Source organism: Pirellulaceae bacterium (genome assembly GCA_029243025.1).
Classification (GTDB): domain Bacteria; phylum Planctomycetota; class Planctomycetia; order Pirellulales; family Pirellulaceae.
In genome coordinates this window covers 281,527-307,925 of sequence record JAQWSU010000045.1, presented here as the reverse complement: position 1 = coordinate 307,925, position 26,399 = coordinate 281,527, and the positions used below count along the sequence as shown (strand labels likewise).

Here is a 26,399-nt window from a genome sequence, read left to right as displayed (position 1 = left end):
GAATGCTATCCGTTGATCAAAATCGGGCTACAATTTCAGAAGGGCTACAATTCTAGAATAGCGTCTTGGAAGTATTTAATTCGACTCACGGATTCTGACTTAAACATGCGTTTCCAACACAATGCAATTCGTGGGATCGTACTCGTCTGCAGTCTGCAGTTATTACTTGGCTGTCTGCCGAAAGCTCCCAGTCCGGGCGATGCATCAAGTGAGTTCAAATATAACGATTTGTTGACCGACGAGTCGGGCCATCTGGTGAGCGAGTTTTGGGAGGCTCACTTTGTCCGCGAGGCGAAAATCGGACATCGTCGAACTCGCGTGTTTCAAACCGATCATCAGGGTACCGTACGTCGACGTCGGGAGACTTCTGATTTCTTGGAGATGAAACGTTTTGGTGATGTGGCGCGACAGCACTTAGATTGTGTGAGTTTGGAAGATTCGCAGGGCCGGGTGCTGCAAATGGCCTATCAAGTGCAGAGCGGTGAGGACCGTTCCGCTGCGTCCGGCTATCGTGGTGAAGGCTATGTCGATGGCGATGTGCTGAATTTTGAAACGAGGCGCGGTGGTAAGATCCAAGAAGAAAGATTTCGCTGGACGAAAGACAACGGTGGCCTGTTTGCAGTCGAGCGCAACTTGCTGCACAGTCCCATGATTCCCGGTGAAAAGCGAACGGTGGAAGCCTTTTTACCGCTGTTGGATCGAGTTGTTCAACTGCAATTGATCGCGGTCGATTCGGAAGTTGTCGAAATCGAAGGTGAACCGAAGTCCTTGCTGCGAGTGGTTTCAACCGACAACTTAACCAATGAGTGGGGGATTCCAACGATCTACTGGGTCGATGGGGAAGGTGGAATCTTAAAGACACACGAAGGTTTTTTAGATCGCGTTACGATTCGTACCACCGAAACTGAGGCGATGCGACCTAACGACCTGAGCCAGTTAGATGTTGGTCTGGATGTTGGGGTGCCGCTTCCCCAATCGTTCGAGCAGCCACATCAAACGAGTCACGCAGTTTTTCGAGTTACTGTCGACGGGCTTGATCCCACTGACGTGTTTGCGACAGGTTTGTCGCAGCAGGTAAGTGACGCGGAAGATGGTTCGGCGCTGGTGACTGTGAGTCGTGTGACACCCGATTCACCGACCGTTGTTACCGAAGACGTGCAGCCACCCACGCCAGCAGATACTGCTTCGAATCGCTTGATCCAAAGCGATGACCGGCGCGTCGTTGCCATCGCCGAAGCGGTAGCCGGTTCAATTCAAGATCCATGGCAGGCTGCTGTGGCGTTGGAACAGTATCTCTATCTCGGCATCAGCAAGACAGATTTCAGTCAGATTTTTACTTCGGCTGCTGAGGTTGCAGAAGCTCGTAGGGGAGATTGCAGCGAGCATGCTGTTCTGTTGGCAGCTACCTGCCGCGCCCGCGGTATTCCCGCTCGTGTTGTGGTCGGGTTGCTTTATTCACCCCGTGATGAGCGTTTTCTCTACCACATGTGGAATGAAGTCTGGATTAAGGATCGTTGGATTCCTTTGGATGCAACGTTGGGGAATCGGGGGATCGGTGCTGGGCACCTGAAGCTTCTTGACAGCAGTTTGGCCGATGAATCTCCCTACAGCCTGGTCTCGCCGGTCGTCTTTTTGATCGACCGGATGCAGGTCGAACTGATCGACTCCTCAGGAGCTTAGTGTTGCCGTAGGTTGCGACGCACAAGCGATCGCAGGCCAAGCAGTCCGATGCCGAGCAGCAATAATGCGCTTGGTTCGGGAATGACCAGCAACTTTACGTCTTCCAATCCACCGCCACCTAACATCGAACCTTCGAGTGACAGGTCGGATTCCAGGTATCCCGCAGCTAGACCTGTTGGTGCGATCGTACCAAGATTCAAATCTGCAAAGCCGTCGACGCCGAGCTTAAAGATTTTGTCGGGTCGATCGACATCGAACACTCCCTCGAGTTCCATTCCCATGCCTTGTAGAAAGATCTTGCCTTGCGAGCTTAGCTGAATCGAAGTCAGGAGCTGTTGATCGGTATCGATCTGAATGTCGCCGGTGGCTGGGTCATAGATCACGGTGATCTGTCCGTCCATTCGGCTTTCGTTTGCCGCGATCGCCGCGTCAGGACCTTGCTCGTAGGTCCCCGTTTGCAAGGCTTCAATTAAGTCACCGCTCTCGAATGTAGCGTTTCCGTTCCAATCGCCATCACTCCATCCAGCTGCGTTTCCTGTCTCGTACAAGCCGGCTTGAAATGTTGTGACGAAATCAAGCGTATTGAACTCTCGGTCGCGATTCGCGTCGCCGGGCTTTGCTTCTTCCCAGCCTAGGTCGCGGAGAGTTGCAAGATCCAATCGCGTTGGAAAGGCACGGACGCCCGGGAAAATGCCAGGGGCAATCAACGCTTCTTGCAGTTTTCCATTCCATGGGCTCTCGGTGCCGCTCTCGTAATGAGCTTCCGAAACGTCCAGGCGTAAATCTGGATTGGTGGGACTACCTGTGGCAACCGCCTCGGGTCCCATGAAACGATTTGAATTCACCTGACCAACGAACGAACGAGAGACGCCAATACCAAGCAAATGCAACATTTCGTGCATGGCGACGGTGACAAAATCGAATTCTTCGGCTGCCAGACTCGCGGTCGATTGGTCGAAATGCCATGCGACTTCTTCCGGATCATTGTTGAAACTGATGCGGCCACCCATCGGACCGAAATCGCTGGCAGGCGTATCTGCGGCGCCGGTTTCTCCGCGATACATGACCGTCGCTACCCATTCCTCATCGCCGATTCCCGTTGGGCTTGTGTCGACTGCCTGAGCCAGTCTTCCGGGCAGCGACCGGCCTGCTACAAAAATCTGCATCGTATCTTCGGCGACTGGTAAGTCTGACAGGAAGATGGATCCGCTCCCGTCGGGGGGTGTGAAAAACGATGTCCAGCCGTTGTCACCTTCGGGAATAATTGCCTCGAGGTCGTCTACATATCGATTGATCAGGCGACCGGCCAGTTCTAATGATTCTCGCCGGGCAGGATCATCAAAAAAACCCATCGAATCGTAGCGGTAATCAAAGTCGAACTGGAGCCCCGCATCGACCTGAGATGACGCTGTGATCGCGACGAGACATGCAAGAAAGTATCGAATCATTGACATCCAAAAGCAGCTGGTGTGATTTGTAAGAAGACGGCTGAAAAACGCAACCAACTCTCAGTTTACCAATGAACTGAAAAATAGGGGTTCGTTAATCTGCGGGAATCCGCCGGCAAACACGTGTTTGTGCCGCTTTTTTGCTTTAAACTGGCAAATTCGGCATTAATTCGCGGCAATTGGCGGTCGGGGAATGGTTTTGCCCGGTTGGAAGGCCCTTTTTACGGAGCAACCGGCTGAAAAGCTGCCAGGTCGTGCGGAGCGGCTTTGGAAAATGAGACAGAGGCCTCAACGCCCTGCTGGTTTTCGCGCGGAATTATCGCAAGAATCACACGAGAACTTCGAAAAGACGATCTCTGTTTGGGCTGTTGATATCTCAAGCTTTATTTTATGAGGGGTGCGTGATGCTGATTCTGCCAAGGCTTAGGCGCTGTGCAATTTACTCGTTGTTTGTTGTTCTCTTGGCATCAGCGATGCCAGTTGGTGCTCAGACGGTCAGGGAAACGAGTGCGTTGAAGTTCGTGCCAGCCGATGTCGCTTTCTATTCGAGTGCCTTGCGCAATCGAGAGACTTACGGCAAATTCCTGCGGAGTCGCGCTTTCGCAAAGCTCAGTTCGTTGCCGTTAGTTCAGTCAGGAATCCAAGCCGCAAAAAGCCAGGTTGATGCGAACGGTGATCTGGTTGAGTTGCGTCGTTTTTTGGGGAATCCTCAAAATCTAGAATTGTTCGCCATGCTGCGCGAAGCGATTGGTGACGAAGTATTTGCCTTTGGGAATGAGGGGTTTGCAGCTTGGGTCGCCGCTTTAAACCAATTCAACAATGCGATGCAGATGACACGATTGGACGGATTGCAGAATGGTGAGGGCGCGAGTGAGATTACGTCCGCAAAGATGCTGGAGCTGATTGATAAGAATCCCGGAATCTTGAAAGTTCCATCCGCCGTGATCGGATTCAAGGTGAGTGATGGTGATCGAGTGAAACGTCAAATCGATCGCTTAGAAGCCTTGGTGCAGCAGCGGATCCAAGAACAATCTCCCGAGTTAAAAGATCGGTTTAAACGCGAATCGATCGGGGACGCGTCATTTCTGACCCTGAATCTTGACGGCTCGCTCGTGCCCTGGACAGAAGTGTTGAAGGGGGATGCTGTACCAGCGAATCAGAAAGAGCAGATTATTTCCAAGCTTAAGGAAATGGAGCTCACAGTTGCGTTGGGTCTTTGGAATGATTACCTGTTGATTTCATTGGCCGAAACGCTTGAGCCGCTTCGATCGCTCGGCACAGGAAAACTGTTGGTCGATCGCAAGGAGTTTGCAGCGTTGGATAACGCGCGGGGTAAACCCGTTACTGGAATCAGCTATGTGAGTGGTGACTTTCTCCGACGTGCTTCCTCCGTAGATCAGCAAATCGATCAGATGGCAAATGCCGTTAAGGCCGTATTGCCGATGGTGCCGATTGCTGAGGATGTGAAGGTTGGTGTTCAGATCAATGTCGACTCATTTGCGGAGCAATGGAAGGCGCGATTGCCGAAACTTGGGTCGATCATGAGTTATCAATATTCGACCGACGATGGCTTTGAATCATTTAAATACAACTGGGGTGAAATTAGGTTGGATGGGAGTCGGCCGCTCTCGATTCTCAATCACATCGGTGGCGCCCCGATTGGCTACACTGCATTTCGACAAAAGCCAGATGTCAAGGCGTACGATTTTTCGGTCAAGTGGTTTGGCACGCTGATGAACTATGCTGAACGCATCGCGGTGCCATTTTTAGATGCCGAACAGCGAGATCTTTTCGTCAAGATCCAAACCGCGATGACTCCGCTTGTGGAACGACTTGATAAAGTCAATCGAGAAAAACTTATTCCTGCCTTTGCGGACGGTCAAAGCGCGATTGTGCTGGATGCAATTCTTGGAGACGGTTGGATCGCATCGATGCCGCCCGCGGAGCAACCTCTGCCATTTCCGGTAGTAAGTTACGTGGCAGGTCTGGATAATGCGAACTTCTTGGAAGCAGGCGTCGCTGAATATTTTGACGTGTTGCAAACAGCCATCACCGACTTGGCGACGATCATGCCTGAGCAAGTTCCACCGATGCAATTGACTCCGCCTCAGCAAGCCGATGCGGGAGACGCGACCCTCTATTACTATCCGCTTCCTTCGGTTGCTGGCGTGGATAAGCGGATCGCACCGAATTCGGGCGTCTCCGATGACCTGATGGTCATGTCTCTCATGCCTGAAATGAGCCGCCGCTTATTGAAAAGCCAGACGTTGGAACGGACCGATCAACTTCCTACGCTTGAGCGTCCTTTGGCGGCAGCTTTCGAGTTTAATTTGGCCGCTTTTGTTGATACGGCTCGACCCTGGATCGAGTACGGTTTCTCAATTTCCGCGGATCAAGCAGTGGTGGATAAAAGTGTTTTGGATCAGGTCAATGTGATTTTGGATGTGATCCAGTGTTTCCACACTACCAGTGGCGTTTCGTATTTTGAAGACGAGGTGTTTGTCTCACACGTCAAGTCGTCGTTTACGGATCTCGAGGAGTAAGGGCACGTTATCTCTGGAACGCTTACTCGTCGACGGAACCGACTTTTTGAATCGATCGATAATATTTGATAGACCGGCGCAGGCCTTCTTCGAATGTAACTGGCGGAGCATACCCGAGCAGTTGCTCTGCTCGCGTGATGTCGGCTAGGCTGTGCTTCACGTCTCCAATGCGTGGTTCAGCAAAGCGGGGTTGAACATCGGTGCCTAACAGTTGATTCAGCTGTTGGATGAGGCTGAGTAAACTGGTGGTCCGTCCGTTAGCCACATTCACTGTTAAGCCGGCAACGCCCTCGGCCTCGGCAGCCAGAAGATTTCCATGCACCACGTTATCGACGAAAGTAAAGTCTCGGCTTTGCTCGCCGTCGCCGTACACGACTGGAGATTTACCCTCCAGTAAGGCGGTGATGAACAACGGGATGACTGCCGAGTAAGGGCTTTCTGGGTCTTGCCGTGGCCCGAAAACGTTGAAGTACCGAATGCAAACGGTTTCCAAGCCGTACGTGCGATAGAAAGCATGGCAGTAGTATTCAGCAGCCAGTTTGGCCACTGCGTAAGGCGAAAGTGGGCTCGGTAAGTCGACCTCGCGTTTTGAGCTGAAGGGTTGGTCGCCATACGCACTGCTGGAGGCTGCGTAGACAACTCGACGAACACCCGCCCTACGTGCTTGATCCAAAACGGTGAGTGTGCCGGTGACACAGGCCGCATTCGTCGCTAACGGATGTTCCACGCTGCGTGGAACAGAGGCCAACGCTGCTTGGTGGAAAACACAGTCAACGCCGTCTACTGCTTCGGCGACCGTTTCGGCATCCGTTACGTCAGCATCAAATACTTCAATGGCATCGCCAAAATCTTGGAAATTCTCGCGAAACCCAGTGCTGAAGTTATCAAGGATTCGAACAGAATCGCCACGTTTTACCAACGCTTCCGCGATGTGTGACCCAATGAATCCAGCGCCGCCCGTAACCAGGTATCGCGTCATTGTTCTATCTTCTCCTTCGCTTCAAACGAGTATCTCGATCTGAGCTTTTATTGCAAGTGATTGGCAGTGAAACAGTTGTTGCTGCTGCTGGGAGATCTTTCCGGCCTCGTTTTTCGAGATGAATCCTCGGATTTAGACGGCTGAAGTGGGATTCAAAATCTCTGGGATTTCTGGTTTCGTTTACCTTTACCTCAGAACATAGCTTTTCTTAGACGATGGGGTTTTTCGGCAACTCGCTAATTTACCCTGCAGAGTTCGAACAATTGGGACAGTCGTTACTGGCAACCACCAAATGCGACGCGGTCAGTCTCGAAGCTCCGAAGAGGCATCTGCCGAAACGACCGCGATTTCGTTATCCTAGAGCAAATGGTGCTCATTTCTATCGCAACTTACAATGAGATCGAAAACTTGCCTCAGCTTGTTGAAGGCATCTTTCATTTTGTTCCGGATTGTCATCTGTTGATCGTTGATGACGATTCTCCGGATGGAACGGGTGATTGGTGCGATCAGTTGGCACGGCAAGATGAGCGTGTACGGTGCATTCATCGCAGCGGAAAACTCGGATTGGGTTCGGCGACGGTGGAAGGGCTTCGATATGCTCTCAATAATGACTATGAGTTTGTCATTACCATGGATGCCGATCTAAGCCACCAGCCAAGCCATCTGCCCGATATCCTCGCAGGCATGAATCCTGAAAACGGTGGCGCCGTTGACGTAATGATTGGCTCTCGCTACGTCGACGGTGGAGGAATCGCGGGATGGCCCTTGCATCGTCGCTGCATGAGTCGTGCCGTCAACTGGTACGCTCGGATTTTATTGCGTCTGAAAACGCGAGATAACAGCGGTGCGTTTCGTTGTTACCGGTGTGAAGCGTTACGGCGTCTTGACTTTGGTTTGATTCAGTCTCGAGGATATTCCTTTTTTGAAGAAATTCTCTACCACCTGAGCCGTCTGAATTGTCGATTTGCCGAAACGCCGATCGTGTTCGTCGACCGAGAACTTGGTAAATCGAAAATCAATCATCGTGAGATGATAACAGCCTTGCGGATTTTGACTTGCATTGGTTTGTTCGGCGTCAAATCTGATCAAAGTGCGGAACCGCCGATGCGGTAGGCGAACGGATGGTGTGTGACTTGGTTTGGTTAGCCCAGAGTTGCAGCAAGCTGTGTCACAGCACGATCTGCATCCGCTCGGATTTGCTCACTTCTCTCAAGAAGAAATCTGGAAATCTGAGATCGATTGTCGATCATGTCGGTGAGTCCGTCCAGGAAATGTTCGTCGCCAAAGTTATTGACGGGTTGCACGTGCTCTTCCGAACGATAGACGTACTTGCCCATTCCAATTGCTTTTTTGCTGTAGGCCAAGAGCAACGTGGGTACGGCGGCTGACATGGCACTTATTGCACAGTGCATCCGTGCGGCCACGACGGCAGAGCAGTTTGAGAGTTGTCTTTTTGTTTCGATGAATCCGGCTTCACCGGGCAGTCGCTCTGTTCGACTTTGAGTTGATGCTGAAAGTTGTCTCTGAATTTCTGCGAGAAATGCCAGGTCGTCGTCTGTTGGCATCGATTTGAGAACCACATGAGGTGTCAGCAGGATGTCGCAGTTTAATCGTTCAACGATTTTTTCGATGGCTGTTGCTGATTGGTTGACCGCTTCGTCTCGCGTTTGTTTTGTATAGCGAATGGAAAGTGGGCTGAGATTGATAGCGATTTTCGTTTTTTCAGGACCCTGGGGCGACGTCTTGATCTCGGGGGCAACGGCGAAGGCAGGGTCCGCGGTGGGGACTACATTAGCTTGGATGCCCAAGCTGTCGAGGTATTCGAGCGTCGAGACGTCACGTACCGTGATTAAGGTAGTGCGTTTGAGATGACGTGTGACGAGCCGTTCCACATCAGGACGTGCGCTGAAGGGGCCGATAGAACTTCCCCAGAGAACGTACGGTTTGCCGTTGGCGAGCACCGCATCGCCATATTTGATTAACGAGCCCGGGTAATTTCCGCTTGCGTAAATGGTGTAAAGATCTCCGCCAATCGATAGCACCGCATCCACCGAATGTGCCATGCGCAGCTTATCACGACGCACGTAGGCCGAATATCCCATCATCCGAGACAGCTTATTGGCAATGCTCGGCAACGAATATCGACCAATTTGTTCTCGGGGTATGACTTCCACATCGATGTCAGCAAGTTGCTTTGCATCTTGGTCACGTCGGGGTGTAGCATAGAACACTTTGCTTTCTGGCCATTGTTGTCGCAGCAAAGCAGTGGTTCCTCGCACGATTGCTTCACAGCCATAATTGTAGACACCGCCGATTCCGATCAGCAGGAAGCGTTTATTGGTGGGTTCCGCGTGCATATGCGATCACTTTTCGCCCCAGGCGATTGATTTTTCGAAGGCTGAGTAGGAATAGACCGCCTGCCGCCAAAACGTCGTGTTTGACTGTGAGCGGACGCAGTTTCTTGATGAAGACCTCTAGGTCATTTTTCGCGACGGCTTCTCGGAAGATAGAATGGCTGAGTTCTCGCAAACGAATTCGGAGCTGAAACATCTGACGACGTTTCGAGGATAAATGAGATTCGCAAGGTTGGATTCGTTTGCGTGGTGTCCACTTGCCTGCACGTTTTGCCAAAGAGAGCCGATAGGCCAAGCCATCGTGCCGGTGTCGTAAATTGCCGGCTTGCGTTGTCGCAACGTCGTCCATTTCCAGGGGATCGAGACTGACGGTTCCCTGTTGGATCCCATCTCGAAGGATCTCTTCAATTTCCGGGTTGCGTGTCACCAGGACGTTGGTTCCTCGTGAATCAAATTTGTAAGGGGCTAACCAAGCGTCTCCCACGGAAACGTCAGCCGTTTCTCCGAGAATGTCATCGCAGAAATCACACGCCTGATAGGCGAAGAACATGTAGGCCCAGCTCTTGCCGAATAACTCAGACACGGGACGTGTCTGTTCGCGTTGCTCGCCTTCGGTACGGCCCAAGACCTGTACGCCATAGGCGGTGGCTGGACGGTCCGGTAATTTTTTTCGAAAGTCGATCGCTTTCAGATCAGCCGGTGGAATGCCACATTGCCAAGCACTGAGATCTGCCCAGCGTGAACTTTTTAGATGACCACATACCAACGAAATACAGTATTTGATCTTGCTGTTGAGATCCGCATCGTGTCGACACAACAATCGGATCGCTTTGATAAAGCAAGGCACACCGATAAAGGCAATACGATCAGGTGAGGACCGAATCTGTTCAATTACCTCCGACATTTCAACGGGGTAATAGCGCGTCTTGGCATTGCCCGTTAGCTGCTGTTCATCATGGGAAATGCCGAATTTGAACAGCACGCCTTGATCCGTTAAAGTCGTCTCCAAGGGACCGTGAATGTGTGCGACCGCATCGACCATGCCTCGTGACATTAATTGTTGGGCGATCCAGGTTGCCATGCCTCCAGAACTGCCTTGAGTTCGATATTCGCCCGTTTCAACATGTCCTGCATAGGCACTTAGAAAGTAGCCGAGTTTGTCATGCTGCTGGCAATCTTGGCCGAACAGCTGCTCGGCAATTTCCGTCTCGTTCGGCGCCTCATCCGAGAACGGACAGACTTTTGCCGCCAAGCTTTCATCCCCCGCGGGCTCAGATTTAATCGCCTGGTAATTACGATCTTCCGTGAATTCCATGCGGTATCCAGAATCCGGGAGGGAAGCGCAAGCACCACATCCAACGCAATAGCCTCCCTGTAAGACCGTCAGGTCCAAAGAAGTGTCTACTTCTGACGGTTGGGTTGAATTGCGATCCACGAGCAATTTCCTGCGGTTGGAGGACGCGTTCCTTAACGCATGTTGATGCAAATAAATGAGTGATTCAAGAGGCGGAATAGGCAGTTATAGGTGATTTTTTCAGGACGGAGGTGATCGATTTGCTTGTGAAGGGATACAGGGTGAGAGGGATGCATGGGGCCGACGGTAAGAATTCTCGCTGAGGATTTTATTGACCGGCCTCGTTCGTGACAATTCGCCCGAACAAGAGTACGATGACGGAGTCGTCTTTTCTCTATCTATTTACTCGTCGATTCTCCCGGAAAGTTTTTAGCCGCATCGGCTTGATGCGGCTTGTAGGGGAAGGGTTTTCATGATGGGCTATTCCTCTGCAAGAATCTCTTGTTGCGATGAAATCGATCAGGGAGGGATGACCGAAGTCCATTTGCCTCCTTCGGATTGCTTGTTCCCAGGGACAAAGATCTGAACAGCTTGCGAGTTCTTGTTTGGAACAGTCCGTTTTTTGCTTTTAGAAAATACAGCCCTTTTTTCGTAACTGATGAAATTCGGAGGGGTATCGACGAATAAACTGAATCAGTCTGGAGATCGAGTCGGTGTGGCGGAGTGGGATCACTTGGCTGAGCGATCGCGACAACCAAGAAAATCGGATCTGCTTTGTGAGAAATATCAACGGATCTGAACGCTTCGTGGTCTGGAAACACTCAAACTCGCCTCAGACGTATACGATGGAAAGTTAGGTTAGCCTGTGTAGATAATTGTCGGGAGACGCCCTCCTTCGTAAACATTTCGATTATTTGTCTCCTCTGATTTATCACTGAGTTCTCCCCATGAATGTCATTTAGGTAGTAGGTATATGTCTAGAGCAAGCGGTTTTCAGATGATCGACAACCCACAGGGACGGAGTCCGCGCCGACTGGGTTGATCGTATGGATTGGATTATCACGATTGAAACGATTTTAGATTTGTCAGCGGACAGTCAAACATGAGCCAACTTACTGAGCTACAGCAACCAGAATTCTCGTCTTCCGGCATGGCTTTTCAATCGAACGAAGTGGAAAACGTCCCAGCTGAGCAAGGCATTGATGTCGTAGGGATATTGCTTCGAAGGAAATGGATCATCATCATGATGATGATGCTGGGGGTAGGTCTGGGATACATCTACTTGCTGCAAGCTTCTCCCGTCTACGAATCGCTGAGTCAGGTGCTCATCGAAGATAAGAAGCCTCCATCGATTGCCCTCTCAGGCATCGACAATCAATTTATGAATGCGTCCGCTGAGGCAAAGCACGCGATCATGATCCAGAGTCCGCGGATTTTGTTGCAGGCGTTCGACGGCTATAGCCTTGGGAATCTAACGACGTTTTCGGAGTCGGATGATCCGATGTTAAAGCTGACTTCAAACCTTGATGTCCAGCTCGTTCAGGATGGAACAAATGTCTTAAGCATCGGTTTTCGGGGAGCCAACCCCGAAGATACTCAAGCCGTTTTGACGGCGATTCTAACCACTTACCAGACGTTCCTTCAAGAAACCTATCGGGATACGGGGCGAGAGACTCGGGAGCTTATCGTCACAGCAAAAGACGATTTGATGAGAAAATGGCAGACGTTAGAAGGTGATTATGGGGAGTTTAAGGTGTCCACGCCTTTGATGTACAAAGGTGAGGTAGCGATCAATATGCATTCGGAACGACAAGCGGACTATGAGGCAGAACGCGTCCTTTTGCAGAAGCAGCTTGCCGCCCTTAGCGCGCAGATAAATGCGGTTGAGTCAGCGATTGCAGACAATGTCGATTTACAGTCGATTGTCTTGTTGGCAGAGCAAAACGGCAATCGAATGACCCAAGAGAATATGTCGCACCGCGAAGCCTTGATACGCGACCGCTACATGGCGTTAGTGCTTGAAGAAGAGGAACTCGTCAGTCGTTATGGAAAGGACCATCCGGATGTGCTGACGAAAAAGCGGCAGAAAAAACGGTATGAAGATACTTTTCCTGAAATTGTCGATGGTGAAACGGCTGCATCCAGTGAGCAATTGCTGGACTTTGCGAAGAGTTATTTGAAGTCGTTGACCCAACGACAAATTCAGTTGAAAAATCAGGATTCCGCGTTGAGCAAACTTTTTGAACAAGAGCAAGAATCTGCCAAGAAACTACAAAGCTTCCAGGCCAAAGATGAGAGATATCGTAACGAAATCGAACGGACACAAAAACTGTTTGAGGTCGTTGTCAAGAGTCTTGAAGAAATCAGTTTGGTCTCTGATTATGAAGGATATAACTACCAAACACTTGCAGCCCCCGGACTCGGTGATAAGGTGGCACCAAGTGTCAGAACGATTCTGCCTATCTCAGCGTTTTGCGGACTGCTCTTTGGTTTTGGTATCGCCTACCTGATCGATATGGCCGACAACGCTTTCCGGAGTCCAGATGAAGTTGGGCAGGTCATGCGTTTGCCGGTGATTGGGCATGTGCCGTTGATTGATGTGGCCAGTATTCAGCAGCTGCCGGGATGTGAAATCGATGCTGTGATTTGCACCGTTCACAAGCCTAAATCACCACAAGCGGAATCGTACCGAGCCGTGCGAACGGCGTTGTATTTTAACAGTCGCGGTAGTAAGCATCAGGTGATTCAAGTAACTAGCCCGATGCCAGGAGATGGGAAATCCACACTGGCAGCAAATTTGGCTGTGACGATCGCGCAGTCTGGAAAATCGACACTGCTTCTCGATGCTGATTTTAGGCGACCAACCCAACATAAGGTGTTCGCAATTAATTCGCTGGAGGTAGGACTGGCATCTGTCGTCGCGGGGGATGCTGATCCGGCCGATGCTTGGCGAGAGGTTCCTCAGGTGCCGAATCTTCGCGTGATGGCTTGTGGGCCCCGCCCGGACAATCCTTCCGAACTGCTTTCTTCGGAGGACTTTGCCAATGTGTTGGAAACATTGCGGGAGCAATTCGATTTTGTGATCGTTGACACGCCTCCCGTTTTGGCTGTGTCTGATCCATCCGCAGTTGCTGCCCGGGTTGATGGTGTGATCATGACTTTTCGAATTCATAAACGAGCCAAGCCTTTGGCGACTCGAGCACGTGAGGTTTTGAGTCAGACGGGTGTTGAAGTGATTGGTGTTGTTGTAAATGGTGTGGAGCAAGACGCCGGCGGATATTACAGCGGCTACAGTTCAAACTACGGTGGTGGTTATCGCTACGCCTATAACTACCGTTACGGTGAGGGATATGGCACCTATGGTTCGGAGTCGGATGAGAACCGAGCGATCCAGAGTTACTACGACGAGGAAGCCGAACACAGTTCCAAGCCAACTGCCTGATCTCTCGACGTTGAATATTCATCTAGCCGTATTATGAACGTGTCCAAGCCGAACCTTTTCCTAGTGGGTGCTCCCAAGTGTGGCACTACATCCCTGCATAATTACCTTGGACAGCATCCCGGCATCTTTATGTCGGATCCCAAAGAGCCCCATTACTTTTCAACCGATTTGCAATGGCGTTTTCTAGCTGAAACTTTCAACACGGAAGCGTCTTATCTTAAGCTGTTTGGAAATGCAGCCGGATATTCGACTCGTGGGGAATCTTCCGTTTGGTACCTCTATTCCAAGGTCGCAGCCCAGCAGATTTACGACTTTAACCCGGATGCGAAAATCGTAATAACCTTGCGGAATCCGGTTGAAATGGTTTACTCACTCTTTCGATTTGCCGTTAAGAATGGAAGTGAGACGATTCGTTCCTTTCGTGATGCTTTGGCTGCAGAACCGGCGAGAACCCGAGGGGAAAATCTACCTGCGCCCCTGAACCTTAGGACTGCCCTCCTTTATCGTGATGCGGCATCATTTGCAGGTCAGGTTGAGCGATACATGTCGCTATTTCACCGCTCACAAGTGTGCGTCGTTTTATTTGATGATCTCGCTGATAAACCCCAGCAGGTCTGCTCCGATCTATTCGGATTTCTTGAACAGCCGACTGACGCTGTGATTGATCTCGAACCACGAAATGTAACGGCGAAATTAGATATTGAACGAGTCGTTTGGCTCCGACGAAGATTTCCAAGACAGTTTCATTTTGCAAGTAAGTTGGTTTCCGGTTGGCCGAAGCGTACCATTCTAGGCGCATTGAATGGCGTCTGTCCGAAACCCGTTACTATTAATGAGCCTATGGCAAGTGACATACGTGCTGAATTGCGCGATTACTTTCGGCCTGACGTGAAACGGCTCTCGCAAATCATTCAGCGTGATTTGAGTCATTGGGATCGATGAATAAGCAAGGAACTGAGCATCGCCCCTCGGCAAAGACTTTCCTGGGACGCGTAGCTGCCGTTGCTACTGGTAATGTCATTGCGCAAGCTTGTGCCTTTCTCGCATTTCCATTACTCGCCAGAATTTACACGCCAAGTGAATTCGGGATTCTGGGAGTCTATCTGGCTGTCGTCGGCGTGCTGCAGGTCTTCGGAACGTTTCGGTTTGATGACGCAGTCATTGTTGCTGACCATGATGACGATTCTGAGCGGCTGGCGTCACTGGCCCTGCGAATCGCCTTGACGATTTCAACGGGCTTAACGGTTGCATGTTTAATTTATCTCTGGCTCTCTGTGATTCATCCGTCATTCGTTCCGCGCCCGATTGATTCCGCCATGTTATTGGCGATTCCGCTTGGAATAGCTGTTGACTCAATTTTTCTTGTTTTTCGTGCGGTTTCGGTTCGCCTGACGAAATTCAAGGCCGTTTCCGTTGCATTGGTTGTCTCTACCGTTTCGAAAGTGGTGATTCAGGTGGTTGCCGGCTGGTTCGGTGTCGGTGCGATCGGACTGATTGGAGGCCACATTCTCGGATTTATGTTGGGTGGAGCCACTATGGTGATCGCGGAACCGGCAACGTTCAACTACATCGTTCGTGCTTGGAAGACGAGTTCAAAGGGGATGTGGCAACTGGCGAGAGAATTTCGTGATTTTGGGACCTACGATACCCTCAACGCACTCCTTAACTCGCTTTCGCGAAATCTTCCTTACTTTTTGTTGACAACCTTTTTTGGGCTTAGTGTTGCCGGTGCCTTCACGATGGCGGTACGGCTCGTGATGACCCCGTTGAACCTCATCTCGCAATCTTTACGACATGTTGTCCTGCAGAGAATGAGTGGAATGTCGCGAAACGGAGAAGACCTGTTGGCTTTTGTACGACAACAGACTTTGATCCTGGCCGGTGCGATGCTTGTTGTGTTCGTACTGTTTTTCTTGGCAACCCCTCTTGTCGTTGCCTTTGTCCTTGGACCGGAGTGGGAGCTGGCAGGTCAGTATGCCCGATGGTTAATTTTCTGGGGAGCGTGCATGGTTCTGAACGTTCCTTCGGTGTGCTTCTTGAAGGTGATGCGACGGCAATACATTATCTTGATTCATCAGATTGTACTTCTTACTGTTCGTGCCGGTGTCTTGACTCTTGCTGGAATGATGTTGGGAGCGATTCCGGCAATTGCCTTATTCGCAATCTCGAGTGCCGTGCTGAACATTGGTCTTGTGCTTTACGCTAATTTGCTAACCCGGAGTTCCCGCAGTCCATGGGTAATCGCGTGAATCACAGAGTGTCGTTCTTTGGAGATGCATTTCTTGATCGACCCGTTAATGTGAAACTTGACCCGAGTGAACTTGGGGATCTGGTCGTCATTAACCTCGAGGCTCCTGTTACAGATAGTTCATCGCCAGTGCCCGGAAAGATTCACCTGAAAACAAGCGAGTGTTTTTTGAGGCGAACGTTTCCTGGAGTGCCACTGCTTGCTTCAGTCGCTAACAACCACATCATGGATTACGGAGAGCAGGGACTGGCCGATACTTTGCAAGAATTACAGCAGGATTCTATCGAGGTTTGCGGTGCGGGAGGTGAGGCTGACAATTTTCAAAATCCTCGGATTATGGCTGTCGGTCCACATCTTGTTGCATTTCTTTCCTACTGTGGCCCGACGGGTCAGGCTCAAACACCAGGGGCCGTTACGGGAGTAGCGCCGTTGGATTTCGAACGCGTTCGACGTGATGTCGAACAGGCACGGGACAACAACGCGACTCACATCGTCGTCGCGATTCATTGGGGCGTGCTCGAGGTCTCTTTACCGAGGCCGAGAGATGTCGAGATGTCTAAGGAAATCGTGTCGCTTGGTGTTGATTTGATCGTTGGTCATCACTCCCATTGTATACAGTCGTTTGGACGGTTTGAGGATGTCACTGTTTGCTTCGGTCTGGGGAACTTCTTCTTTCCTGATATCGATATTGCCTATCGATCTAAAAATGGTGATCCGATGCGGTGTCGAAAGAAACAACGATCATGGAATGATGCTTCCATGTGGGTGAGCTTTGACTTGGATCGTCGGGAAGCCTCGGTTAGGAAAATTTACCGCCGTGGTGAGACGGTGGTTGCAAGTAGCAAAAGCTGCCAAAGCTATTTTCGTGATTTTACTCGGCATCCGGTGTTGTCGGCGGAGTTTCAACGAGCGGTCGCGGTTGGGCAGGCTCGGGCGGCGATTGCCTCCTATTTTGCTCGGCCAAAACTTCCCCGCCTTCGACATGCTCAAACACTATTTAAACTAATTTCGGGTCAGAAGCGGTACTGTAAATGAAGGTGGCAGTCTCAGCCACGAATCAAATACGATCAGCTGTGTTGTGAATTCTAATAGGTTCTTAGAAACGGGTAGCGGCAGGGAAAAAATGTCAATTTACGGAGATATTCGCATCGCAATTAATGATCGACCAGGCTCGTTTTCAGACCGCTGGCAGGCGTTTTGCGCGGACCGCAACCTGTCATTCAAGCTCTTCGACTTTCATGCTTCCGAGATCGTACAACAGGTGGCCGATTACGACATCGCGCTCCTGCACACCAATCTTGCAAATGCTGCAGATTGTATGTCGGCGCGACACGTGATTAAAGCGTTGGAATCAATGGGGTTGGTCGTGTTTCCAAATTCCTCGACCTACTGGACCTATGATGACAAGGTGGCACAGAAATACCTGCTGGAAGCAATTGATGCTCCTCTTATTCCTTCCTACGTGTTTTTCGATGAAATTGAGGCCCATAAGTGGGTTGATTCTACCGTCTTTCCTAAAGTCTTTAAGTTGCGCCGTGGTGCGGGTGCCACCAATGTAAGACTCATTAAATCGCGTGACGCAGCCCATCGTATTGTGACAAAAGCCTTTTCTCGTGGATTTCGTCCGATGAGAGGCCACCTTGGTGACCGGATTTCCAAGCTCAAGTCCTCGAAAACTCGAAAGCATTTTGACTTCATCGGAAAGTTGCGCAGATTCCCTCGGACCTTTGCCCATCTGCGTAGAGCCGATCGACTTTTGGGCCATGACATCGGTTACGTTTACTTTCAAGACTTCCTGCCAAACAACGATTGTGATACTCGAATAACGATTATTGGTGACCACGCATTCGGATTCAAACGCATGGTTCGAGGCGGTGATTTTCGCGCGTCGGGAAGCGGGTTGCTGGACTATTCACCTGCTGAGATTGACCATCGTTGTCTGCGGATCGCATTCGAATTGACGGATCGTCTTGATGCCCAATGCCTGGCGTTCGATTTTGTGAATGATCAGCAAGGCGAACCCCGGGTGATTGAGATGAGTTATGCTTTTGTTCCTGAAGCAGTTTACAATGCCAATGGTTGGTGGGATCGCAACTTAACTTGGCACGAAGGTGGTATCTGGCCTCAAGATGTAATTCTGCAGAATACGCTGGACCAATTGGTGAGCAATCGTGAGTAAGGTCGCTAAATCCAGTTGCAGTGAGAACGTGAAGCCAGTCATGTCTGGCGATTCTCCTACCCTACCTCGACTGCTTATCGTTGCGGGATCGTTGGTGGGCGGTGGTTATCAAAGACAGTTGTATTACTTAGTTCGCGAACTTAGTCAGCTTGGCTGTGATGTTGAAGTTGCCGTTTGGCGATATCGAAAAGATGATGTTTATGTCGCGCCGATTCGAGAGCTTGGTATTACCGTTTCGGACGTGAATAGCCGGTTCGGTATGCCGGGAAGAATTGTGCGACTCATTGCGACTGCAAGACGATTTCGCCCGACTTTAATACAGTCATTTTGCTTTATCAGTAATTTTCCTGTTTGGCTGGCCGCAAAGCTAGTCGGAGTTCACGCTATTGGTGGGATTCGGAGTGATTTTCAGCGGGAACTTGCAAATGTTGACCGTGTTCGAGGATTCTTGTCTGCTCGTTTTCCTCGAGTTTTAATCGCCAATAGTCTCAACGCGAACCGCCAATTTGATCAGAGCCGTTTTGGCGCCGGCGGAGGGATCTGTCATTATGTTGGGAATGCAATTGATCTTGAACTCTTTTCCGGTAGTGCAAGTCAAGCGGAGATGCCGCTGCGGTTTTTGGCCGTGGGGCGACTCGTAGCCTCAAAAATTGGGGCTACCTGATCGATTTGCTCAACGGCCTCAATCAAACTTGTCAAGGTTGGACTCTGGATCTTTACCGTGTTGGTGAATTGCAAACTGATTTGTAATTACAAATCAAGCAACTCGGCCTTGAGATGCAAGTGACGATTCACAAATTTCAATCCAACATTTCCGAGGTCGTGAGAGACCACCATTTGCTGATTTCGACCCATTGTACGAGGGTACGCCAAGTCTTGTGATTGAGGCAATGGCATCGGGCCGAGGGGGGCGTGTCGGACGTTGGGGATGTAATACAAATTGTGCGACATGAGGTCGATTGATTCGCTTGTGGAGTTAATTTGAAAAACGATTTTCTCAAGGCGTTGCAAGAATTGTTAAGAGAATCTCAAAAGTTGGATGAGATGAGCCGAAACGCTCGACCACGCGCCGAGGAGTTGTGCAGTATCAACCAGATGGTGGATGCGATGATGAACTGTTATGGAGAGGTGTTGGCGTGATTCCAAAGTCGACGAATATCTTTTCGACCGTACCGTTGTTCGCATCGGAATCCTTGCTGACGATCTATATTACGTCCGTGTTGCTGCTTGGCGCTGATCCAAAGCTCACAAAGTATTCGAATGCCATCGGTGTGCTGCTGCTACTTGTCTTTGTGGCAGAGGCTGCCTTTCGGGGAGTTTTGGGCCGCCTTTTCGTCTTGGCGAAACCCGTGTGGCCACTGGCTGCCTTTGTGGTCTTGATTGCGGCTTCATCGATGTTCGCGTCGAATGATAATGAGCATCTCATAACGAATTTAAAAGTGTTTTCACTTTTTGTAATCGTCTATTTCATTGTTGTCTTGTCAGGTCGGACCTGGTCAATGGAGTTCGGGCTTTTATTCGGCTTGGTTTACATTTGGTACAACGCTTCTTGGAATGTTTCCCTTGCGACTGAAAGATCCCGGTTTTATTTCGACGTTGGCGATGAGGGGGGGGGGGCTTTAAATCCCAATATCTATGCGTTTTATCTCTGCAGTTATGCTTTCATCGCCGTCTGGAATATTTTTGTCGTGTTTCCTGAGAAAACCCTTCGTTCCACATTCGACTATGTTCGCGTTATGATTGGTGCGGCTGGGAGTTCCTTCGCCGTTTATGAAGTGATCGTGAAGTCTGGTTCGCGCAAGGGGCAGATCCTTGTGGTACTCTTGTTGATCAGCGTTTTCTCAATCGTTTTTAAGGGAGGGACCAGGTTTTCCGGACGAGTCACTCCGAAAAGACTTATTGTTGCTGTCCTCTTGATTCTTTGTATGGGATTTGGTGTGTATAAAACGTTTACTTCGACTCGACACACCGAGCGCCTCATTACCGCGATCCACTGGATGCAAGGCAAATACGTCAGTGAAGGAAGCATCAATCATCGTTCATCGCTCTATGGGTCCGCTCTGGAACTCTGGCTAGAACGCCCTGTTTTTGGCCATGGGGTCCAGGGGTTTGCCAAAAAGAATTTCCTAGGAGTCTATTCCCACAGTAATGTGCTTGAAATTCTGGCGAACCACGGTTTATTGGGCTTTATTTGTTTTTACTCAATCCATGTTGGGATACTCTGGCGGACCATTGTCGGCTTTCGACGACGGTATATCGTCCCGTCGGTGTTCATTTGGATTGTCGCGACGTTACTTTCCTTCACCACGTTCGAAATCTTTGCCGTCATGTATTACCAAAAGACGTTCATGTGCCTTCTTGCTCTTTTGTTGGCGATTTCCTATCGAGCTTATCACGTTGGCGAGATCAAGCATGAATGGAATCAACGCCGTCGCACGAAGACTAATTCAAGGCGACCTCTTGTCGCGGTTCAATGAACCGTTGATACCTGTGGAGTAGAAAACGTAGTGGCATCCTCAGTTTCCAATCAAGCGATGGACGATTCGAGCTGTCAATCGAGTCGACCACTTCGCATTTTGCATGTGATCTCGACGCTCGGGAGAGGTGGGATCGAAACTTGGTTACTGACAATGTTAAAAACGATTTCGCGTGAATCGTTGCAGATGGATGTGTGTTGCAAGGGCGGGCAGATTGGGGAGTTGGCTGATGTTGCTCGGGGGTATGGAGCTCAAGTCCATCACACCCCTATGGGGTACCGTCCCTTGGCGTTTGCCAATAGGCTTGCAACGACGATCAAACAAAATAACTATGATGTGGTTCATTGTCACCTCAATAGTCATAATGGTGTTGGAGTGTTAGGAGCCAAGAAAGTCGGGGTTCCGACCGTCGCATCCTTTCACAGTGAACGACTTGTGGGACTAAGTCCACAAACAGCCCGATTTGTTGTGAAACAGTTGAGTGAGCTGTACTGTCACTGGAGCGTTCGATACGTTGCTCGAAAGTCTGAGATCATCGCACCCGTTTCCAAGGCTGTACTTCAAGCCTTGATGCGATATGCAGAGATGCCATCCGATCGGACGGAAGTCTTATATCTCGGGGCGACGGAACCCGAACCAATCGACAAGCCACGTGTAGATCAGATTCGCAAGTCGTTGGTTGGAAATAGCAGCAGCCCAATTGTTTTGCATGTCGGATCGTTTCGACCTGCGAAGAACCATTCAGGTTTGCTCGCCATTTTTGCTAAGGTAAAGGAAGCTGAACCTGACGCGAAGCTACTTTTGGTGGGCGATGGACCACTACGTGAAACAATAGAAACAGAAGTCCGCGATAGGCAGCTGGCAGATGTTCAGTTTCTTGGGCTCCGTGACGATGTTTCTGAACTAATGGCCGTTGCTGACGTCTTTCTTTTGCCTTCCCTGTACGAGGGACTGCCGATCGTTGTGATGGAAGCAGCTGCCGCCAAGATTCCGATTGTGGCATCTAATATTCCAAGCATTTCTGAAGCAATTGCCGACGGGGACACGGGATTCCTTGCGGAAATCGGTCAGATCGATCAATATGCACATCAGGTTCTAAAGCTGATCACGGATGATGCCGAGGCCGAGAGGGTTTCCCAGGCTGCCCGGCGTCAGTATGAACAGCGGTTTTCGCTCGCCGCGTCAGCGACGCGTTTAAGTGATGCATATGCCCGCGCCCACCAACTTGCCAGCAGTGTCGCTCCAGTGAGCCATTCTTCATGAAGCCAATCGCGTTAGTCTCTAATACCACTTGGTATGTCTACAACTTCCGCTTGAATCTCGCGCTTGAGATGAGAAAGCAGGGGCTGGAAGTTCTCGTGATTGCGCCATTTGACAAATATACGCCCAAGCTCGAAGAGTTGGGTTTTACCTGTATCGATTGGCAGCTGAATCGTCGAGGGGTTAATCCTTTTGAGGACTTTATTGCCCTCTTCAATCTCTACCGGATCTATCGCGCCTATCAACCTGCCATTGTTCATCACTTTACTATCAAGTGCTGTCTCTACGGGACGCTCGCTTGCTTCTGGGATGGCACGATGCATGCCGTCAATAGTGTGACCGGTCTTGGGCACGCAGTTTTGTCCGATTCGCCAAAGTTTAAATTGGTTCGGCCCATCTTGTTGCGATTGTGGGCAAACACGCTGGGGATGAAATGCTCGAATCCAATTTTTCAAAACGAGGTCGATCTCGGACTGCTTTCAGCCTACGCTCCAAGGCTTCGTAGCAATTCATTTGTCAGTGCCGGGTCTGGAGTAGATCTGGATTATTTTCAGCCTGTCTCAGTGTCTAATCGAAATCCTTTTCAACTGCGAGTTGTCTTTGCGGGTCGCTTGATTGAAGAAAAGGGGATTCGAGAGTTTGTTTCCGCCGCGAAGGCCGTTCGGCAAGAACATCCTTCCGTAACTTTTGTCGCTTGTGGTGAAATTGATTATGGGAATCGATCTGCCATAAACGCCGATGATTTAGCGGACTGGGAGCGGGAAGGCCACGTTGAATTCCCTGGTCATGTGAGCGATATACGGCAGACTTTGCGAGAAGCAGACATGTTTGTACTACCTTCCTATCGCGAAGGTCTGTCTCGTGTGCTGCTTGAGGCCTCGGCGATGGGCCTGCCGATTGTTGCCACCAACGTCCCCGGTTGCCGGGAAGTAGTGACGTCCGGAAGAACCGGGTTGTTGGTGCCCCCACGTAACTCTGAATCACTTGCTTCCGCCATCACTCAGCTGGTTGAAAGTCCTGAAAGCCGCACTGAATTTGGCCAAAATGCTCGGGAACGGGCCGAGTTGCTGTTCGACGAACAATTCGTAATTAACGATATTCTCGAACTCTATCGGCAGCTTACTCCGAAGCTCCTGGACGAAGCCAAGAAACAGGTTCAGCAGATACCAACTCGCGATCAGGTTGAGATTTAAATTGAGAGCGGAGGCCGGGCCGGTTTGCGTAGAGCAAACGGCTCTGACGAATCTTGTCAAACAATTCCTGTTGCCGATGGGTCGGCAACGAATCACGCGATATCCAATTAGTTCGTATGAGAAGAGGTTCTGGAAATGTCCAGCGTCGCTGGTAGTGTTGGCGATCCGCAGTCGCGACTGAAATCGTATCGCTTGCCTGCCCTGCCATTTTCATTGATCAGCATTATTTGCGTTATCGTTGGATATGCGCCTCTGCTCTTGATGCATTTTTGGAACCTTTGGTCCAAGGAACAGTATCAGTACTTTCCCTTTGTGATCGCTGCGTTTGGCTATTTGCTTTACACGCGATTTCAAGCAGGTGAGCCGCCCGTTGTCACCCAACGTAGCGAAACGCTTGGACGTGGTTGCTACGTTTTTGCTTGGGTGCTGTTGGCCGCTGCCACCTTATTTCAATCGGCATGGCTGGCCACGATTTCACTCATTGTTTTGGTTGCTGGCGTGCTTTTTACGCTGTCACGAATACGGAAAATTCAAAACTTGTGGGGCATTTGGTTTCTGCTCTGGCTACTCGTTCCGTTACCGTTTGATGTCGATACCCGAATCGTGGTAAGGCTTCAACAAATCAGCTCGGCTGTCAGCAGCGCCATTCTCGATCTACTACAGGTCAACCACCTGATGTTCGGAAACGTCTTGCAGGTACCTGATAAGCAGTTCTTCGTTGACGAAGCCTGCAGTGGCATTGTCTCGATCATGGCCGTCATCGCGTGTGCGGCAATCTACGCCGTCTGGCTTAATCGGAGTCCACTGCACGTTGCTTTGCTTATCTTTGCTGGCGTTGTGTGGGCGATCTCGTTGAATGTCGCACGGATTTGTGTCATTGCCATTGCGCATGCCTGGTGGGGAGCTGATCTTTCGGGTGGCTATCCGCATGATGTGTTGGGATTCCTGCTATTCACGGTTACGTTTATCGCCTTAACCAGCTCGGATCAAATACTCTATTTTCTGTTGCGACCCATCACGATTGCAGCCGTGGAAGAAGGTCGGCAAAAGCAAAACCCTTTCGCCGCCGTTTGGAATACGGTCACGCAGTTCGGAGATCCAAAGAAAGTCGCCTCCAACGTCGTGGCCAACGACCGTTCCTCGCGACCAGCAGCGCCGCAGCCATCTTCCAAAACTCCCGCCTCGAAGCTCCGGGGCGCGCTGCCGGTGGCTTTCGTTCTGCTTGGGATGGTCTCAATCGTGCCCATCGCATTTGCCACGCAAACCAGAGTTTGGTCGGTCGATCACGCCCATACGGTGGAACAGGACTTTTTGCCAAAACAACTTGCGGGGTTGGACTTTGTCGACTTCGAATCCATTCATCGTCCTCAGCAACATGAGCTTGGTGACTATTCAAAGACGTTTACCTATCGCGACCCAGATTCGAAACTGAACTACCTCATCTCTTTCGACTATCCATTTTCTGGTGGCTGGCATGAGCTTTGTGTCTGCTACAAGAACACCGGATGGACTCTCGACAAGCGGAAAGCGCAATTGCCTGACGCGTCTGCTCTGGACCCCGATTGGCCGTTCGTCATCGGAGAGTTTTCACGAGAGAATGAATTTGGTTATGTCGCGTTCAGTAATCTCAATGCCGACGCCGAAGGGCTTTCGCCGCCGACGGAGCTGATCTTTTTTCGCCCTTGGAGACGGTTGAGGCGTCGAATGCTAAAGACGATCTCAAGTCAGGTTTTCCAAGTCCAAGTCTGGGTCTCAAGCGATGAACCGATTCCCAGCGAGGTCAAAGATCGGGTGAATGAAACACTGCTCGAATTGCGAGAGCAGTTTCGAGAGCATTTCCGCCGAATTTGATCCCCGGATGCTGTATTGCGAATCGTCGATGAGTTAGATCTTTCATCGATCGGTATTCTTCGTGGACGCGATCTTATGCGAAACAACAGTGACGGCCACCTTATTTTGGCAGGGCGCAACGTCAAGTTTTCGGACGCCCTGTTGCGGATGGAGCCTTTTCCTAGTTGAATTGTTGCTCTGAGAGGCTGTCGGATCATTTTCGTCCGGCCATTTCTTTCGGTGAAGGGGCGGCGAATACGCTGTCATATTGATTGTAGATGGAAACGCAATTGAAAAAGTCCGCTTTGATTACTGGCATTACAGGGCAAGATGGCTCCTACTTGGCTGAATTGTTGCTCAGTAAAGGCTACGAGGTGTGGGGGATGCTTAGAAGATCCTCCACCACCAACTTGCAGCGGATTGGGCATTTGCGAGAGCGAGATTGTCCCGTCAATGAACGGCTTCATCTGAGTCACGGGGATATGACCGATGTGGGGTCATTGCAATCGGTGATCGAGGAGTCTCAGCCAGATGAAATCTATGCCCTCGCGTCACAATCACACGTGAAGATTTCCTTTGATGTTCCTGAGTACACGGCGGATGTGACCGGCCTTGGCACTTTGCGAATCCTACAAGCGATGCGGGATGTCGGCTGCGACGCCCGTTTGTTCCACGCCGGATCCTCGGAGCAATTTGGCAAGGTGTGCGAGACCCCACAGAACGAACAGACACCCTTCTATCCACGCAGTCCTTATGCGTGTGCAAAAGTTTTCGCCTTCAATATTGTGAGGAATTATCGTGAGTCTTACGGCATGTTTGCAGCAAATGGGATTTTCTTTAACCATGAATCTCCGCGACGTGGCGAAACGTTTGTAACTCGTAAAATCACACGGGCTGCCGCAGCCTTTCAGCGAGGTCGGACCGATGTGCTTTTACTAGGCAATCTCGATGCGCGTAGGGACTGGGGATTTGCCGGCGATTATGTCGAGGCCATGTGGCAGATATTACAGGCGCCGAATGCGGATGATTTCGTGATCGCCACCGGTGAGACGCACACTGTTCGAGAGTTTTGCGAACGGGCGTTTGCTAAAGTGCAGTTGCCAATCACTTGGGAGGGAACGGGCATGGAAGAAAAAGGAATCGGCCCTCAAGGTCAGACCTTGATTTCGATCGACGAACGTTTTTTCCGTCCGGCGGAGGTTGATCTGCTGCTGGGAGATGCGAGTAAGGCTCGGGAAGTACTCGGTTGGAATCCGACTGTGAAGTTTGAGCAGCTTGTGGACATGATGGTTCGCGCGGATCTGGATGCTATTTCCTAGCTCGCCTAAGGTTTTGGACAATCGGATTAGTCCACGTCTGTTGAAGGAAGAGCGATCTGGAGTGCAACAGATGGTGGCCGTTCAAATCCAGATCCTTTCTTGTAAACCGTCTTGGAGTCCCTTGGCGTCAGGTAGCTGAGTCAGCACGAGAGG

At 50.5% G+C, this 26,399-nt stretch carries 19 protein-coding genes; 15 read left to right on the top strand and 4 right to left on the bottom strand.

Annotation, left to right across the window (positions count from 1 at the left end):
- Nucleotides 1–105: 105 nt before the first annotated feature.
- Nucleotides 106–1,680: a transglutaminase family protein gene (locus P8N76_20135; protein MDG2383992.1), complete on the top strand. Its 1,575-nt coding sequence runs from the start codon at nt 106–108 to the stop codon at nt 1,678–1,680.
- On the opposite strand, the gene P8N76_20130 is transcribed toward P8N76_20135, so the two are convergent.
- Nucleotides 1,677–3,128: a PEP-CTERM sorting domain-containing protein gene (locus tag P8N76_20130; GenBank protein ID MDG2383991.1), complete on the bottom strand. Its 1,452-nt coding sequence runs from the start codon at nt 3,126–3,128 to the stop codon at nt 1,677–1,679. The two genes, P8N76_20135 and P8N76_20130, sit on opposite strands and share 4 nt — an antisense overlap.
- A gap of 473 nt (nt 3,129–3,601) precedes the next feature.
- Between P8N76_20130 and P8N76_20125 the strand changes: the two genes are divergently transcribed.
- Nucleotides 3,602–5,671 carry a hypothetical protein gene (locus tag P8N76_20125; GenBank protein MDG2383990.1) on the top strand — a complete coding sequence of 690 codons (2,070 nt, stop codon included), beginning with the start codon at nt 3,602–3,604 and terminating at the stop codon, nt 5,669–5,671.
- A gap of 22 nt (nt 5,672–5,693) precedes the next feature.
- On the opposite strand, the gene P8N76_20120 is transcribed toward P8N76_20125, so the two are convergent.
- A complete protein-coding gene (locus P8N76_20120) occupies nt 5,694–6,650 on the bottom strand; it encodes an SDR family oxidoreductase (protein ID MDG2383989.1) in 957 nt (318 codons plus the stop codon).
- Nucleotides 6,651–7,016: 366 nt separating this feature from the next.
- On the opposite strand from P8N76_20120, the gene P8N76_20115 reads away from it, so the two are divergent.
- Nucleotides 7,017–7,763 carry a polyprenol monophosphomannose synthase gene (locus P8N76_20115; GenBank protein ID MDG2383988.1) on the top strand — a complete coding sequence of 249 codons (747 nt, stop codon included), beginning with the start codon at nt 7,017–7,019 and terminating at the stop codon, nt 7,761–7,763.
- A 29-nt stretch (nt 7,764–7,792) separates the two neighbouring features.
- Here P8N76_20115 and P8N76_20110 read toward each other — a convergent pair whose 3' ends face one another.
- Both P8N76_20110 and P8N76_20105 read right to left on the bottom strand, forming a co-directional pair.
- On the bottom strand, nt 7,793–9,007 hold the full coding sequence (locus P8N76_20110; protein ID MDG2383987.1) for a polysaccharide pyruvyl transferase family protein: 1,215 nt from the start codon (nt 9,005–9,007) through the stop codon (nt 7,793–7,795).
- Nucleotides 8,985–10,439: a Coenzyme F420 hydrogenase/dehydrogenase, beta subunit C-terminal domain gene (locus tag P8N76_20105; GenBank protein ID MDG2383986.1), complete on the bottom strand. Its 1,455-nt coding sequence runs from the start codon at nt 10,437–10,439 to the stop codon at nt 8,985–8,987. The genes P8N76_20110 and P8N76_20105 overlap by 23 nt, the downstream gene beginning before the upstream one ends.
- A 961-nt stretch (nt 10,440–11,400) precedes the next feature.
- On the opposite strand from P8N76_20105, the gene P8N76_20100 reads away from it, so the two are divergent.
- The 12 genes from P8N76_20100 to gmd all read left to right on the top strand — a co-directional run bounded on the left by P8N76_20100 (nt 11,401) and on the right by gmd (nt 26,246).
- On the top strand, nt 11,401–13,740 hold the full coding sequence (locus tag P8N76_20100; protein ID MDG2383985.1) for a polysaccharide biosynthesis tyrosine autokinase: 2,340 nt from the start codon (nt 11,401–11,403) through the stop codon (nt 13,738–13,740).
- A gap of 39 nt (nt 13,741–13,779) precedes the next feature.
- Nucleotides 13,780–14,682 (top strand): sulfotransferase, encoded by a 903-nt coding sequence (locus P8N76_20095; protein ID MDG2383984.1) that lies wholly within the window; start codon nt 13,780–13,782, stop codon nt 14,680–14,682.
- A complete protein-coding gene (locus tag P8N76_20090; GenBank protein ID MDG2383983.1) occupies nt 14,679–15,989 on the top strand; it encodes an oligosaccharide flippase family protein in 1,311 nt (436 codons plus the stop codon). Before P8N76_20095 ends, P8N76_20090 begins: the two co-directional genes overlap by 4 nt.
- Nucleotides 15,986–17,023 (top strand): CapA family protein, encoded by a 1,038-nt coding sequence (locus P8N76_20085; GenBank protein ID MDG2383982.1) that lies wholly within the window; start codon nt 15,986–15,988, stop codon nt 17,021–17,023. The genes P8N76_20090 and P8N76_20085 overlap by 4 nt, the downstream gene beginning before the upstream one ends.
- An 88-nt stretch (nt 17,024–17,111) precedes the next feature.
- A complete protein-coding gene (locus tag P8N76_20080) occupies nt 17,112–18,167 on the top strand; it encodes a hypothetical protein (protein MDG2383981.1) in 1,056 nt (351 codons plus the stop codon).
- Nucleotides 18,168–18,207: 40 nt separating this feature from the next.
- Nucleotides 18,208–18,831 carry a glycosyltransferase gene (locus tag P8N76_20075; GenBank protein ID MDG2383980.1) on the top strand — a complete coding sequence of 208 codons (624 nt, stop codon included), beginning with the start codon at nt 18,208–18,210 and terminating at the stop codon, nt 18,829–18,831.
- Between the two features lie 317 nt (nt 18,832–19,148).
- Nucleotides 19,149–19,307, top strand: coding sequence for a hypothetical protein (locus P8N76_20070; protein MDG2383979.1), 159 nt, complete (start codon nt 19,149–19,151; stop codon nt 19,305–19,307).
- Nucleotides 19,304–20,644, top strand: a complete 1,341-nt coding sequence (locus P8N76_20065) for an O-antigen ligase family protein (protein ID MDG2383978.1) — start codon at nt 19,304–19,306, stop codon at nt 20,642–20,644. Before P8N76_20070 ends, P8N76_20065 begins: the two co-directional genes overlap by 4 nt.
- 57 nt (nt 20,645–20,701) lie before the next feature.
- Complete coding sequence (locus P8N76_20060; protein MDG2383977.1) at nt 20,702–21,907, top strand: glycosyltransferase; 1,206 nt, start codon at nt 20,702–20,704, stop codon at nt 21,905–21,907.
- Nucleotides 21,904–23,097, top strand: a complete 1,194-nt coding sequence (locus P8N76_20055) for a glycosyltransferase family 4 protein (protein MDG2383976.1) — start codon at nt 21,904–21,906, stop codon at nt 23,095–23,097. The genes P8N76_20060 and P8N76_20055 overlap by 4 nt, the downstream gene beginning before the upstream one ends.
- A gap of 135 nt (nt 23,098–23,232) precedes the next feature.
- Nucleotides 23,233–24,948: an exosortase U gene (xrtU, locus tag P8N76_20050; GenBank protein ID MDG2383975.1), complete on the top strand. Its 1,716-nt coding sequence runs from the start codon at nt 23,233–23,235 to the stop codon at nt 24,946–24,948.
- A 269-nt stretch (nt 24,949–25,217) separates the two neighbouring features.
- Nucleotides 25,218–26,246: a GDP-mannose 4,6-dehydratase gene (gene gmd, locus P8N76_20045; GenBank protein MDG2383974.1), complete on the top strand. Its 1,029-nt coding sequence runs from the start codon at nt 25,218–25,220 to the stop codon at nt 26,244–26,246.
- Nucleotides 26,247–26,399: the final 153 nt, after the last annotated feature.